General features: G+C 45.1%; 1 protein-coding gene. It reads left to right on the top strand.

The annotated features are described in order from the left end of the window. The first annotated feature begins 67 nt into the window (after positions 1–67). Positions 68–1,087 carry an IS110 family RNA-guided transposase gene (locus MD588_RS25855; protein WP_265700829.1) on the top strand — a complete coding sequence of 340 codons (1,020 nt, stop codon included), beginning with the start codon at positions 68–70 and terminating at the stop codon, positions 1,085–1,087. Positions 1,088–1,318: the final 231 nt, after the last annotated feature.

Below are 1,318 nucleotides of genomic sequence, written 5' to 3' on the forward strand. Positions count from 1 at the left end.
TTAATTAGATGGTCCGCCTCACTCCAAAGCCGCTAGGCTTTGGTTTGAGATAGTACGGAGGCGAACCATCATGTTTATTCAAGTTCTTGGTATCGATTTAGGCAAGTCCTGTTTTCATATTGTCGGTCGCGATGCGGCTGGGAATACTCAATTCAAAAAGAAACTCTCCCGCACTAAACTTTGTGAATTTATCGCTAATCACCCTAAGTGCATCGTGGCTTTTGAAGCTTGTGGTGGTGCTCATTGGTTGGCACGTAAATGCAGTGAATTTGGCCATAAGCCAAAGGCTATTCCCCCTCAATTTGTTAAAGCCTACCTCAAAGGCAATAAAAACGATTTTAATGATGCGGAAGCTATTGCTGAAGCTGCCACACGACCAGACATGCATTTTGTTCCTATTAAATCCGAAAATGCTCAGGTGATAGCCGCAATTCATCGATTCAGAAGTGGTTATATTAAAGAGCGGACGGCCTGTATGTCGCGTATCGGAGCCATGTTGTTGGAGTTCGGAATGAGCTTGCCTCAAGGACATGCAACCATGAAGCGCTTATTCCAGTGGCTGGCAAAACAATCAGAGCCGCTTCATCCCATGTTGGTACAGGAGCTACAGCATCTTCATGAACATTATCAAACTTTGAATGAACGAATAGCTGAGCAAGATAAAAAGCTAAAACAGCTGCTTGATGAGAGTAAGTTAGGTCAACTATTGAGGACAATTCCAGGCGTTGGTGACATGACTGCTAGTGCGTGTTTAGCGGCGGTGAGTTCACCTTCAGAGTTTAAAAATGGTCGTCATATGGCAGCCTGGTTAGGGTTGGTACCAAAACAATATTCAACGGGTGGTAAGCCGAAGTTGTTAGGAATAAGCAAGCGAGGTAACACACACTTAAGGACTTTGTTTATTCACGGAGCCAGAGCAGTATTATCACGGGCTGATACGACAGGTACCGCATTTGGTCATTGGTTGGTTAAGTTAAAGGCTGAAAAGCCGTTCAATGTAGCGGCAGTAGCGTTAGCCAACAAAATGGCACGTATCGCCTGGGCCGTGATGCAAAGAGGCACCCCATTCGAAGCGACAACTGCGTGATTCAAATTTGCAATGGTAGATAAGATGACGAAAACGGTTAGACCACCAGATTGAAGACCTGATACAAAAAACAGCAGAAAATGCTTTGGCTTTTTTGAGGACAATCTGGCGCCGATCTCATCGTGGAGCGGGTTGCGGAAGCTTCCCAAAGAAGACTCCGAATACATTAGCGCAAACCAACCCCGTTATCGCAATTTATCCTTGCAATAACGAGGCGGACCATACATTTTT

This window comes from Photobacterium obscurum (genome assembly GCF_026191635.1).
In the GTDB taxonomy this organism is placed as follows: Bacteria; Pseudomonadota; Gammaproteobacteria; order Enterobacterales; family Vibrionaceae; genus Photobacterium; species Photobacterium obscurum.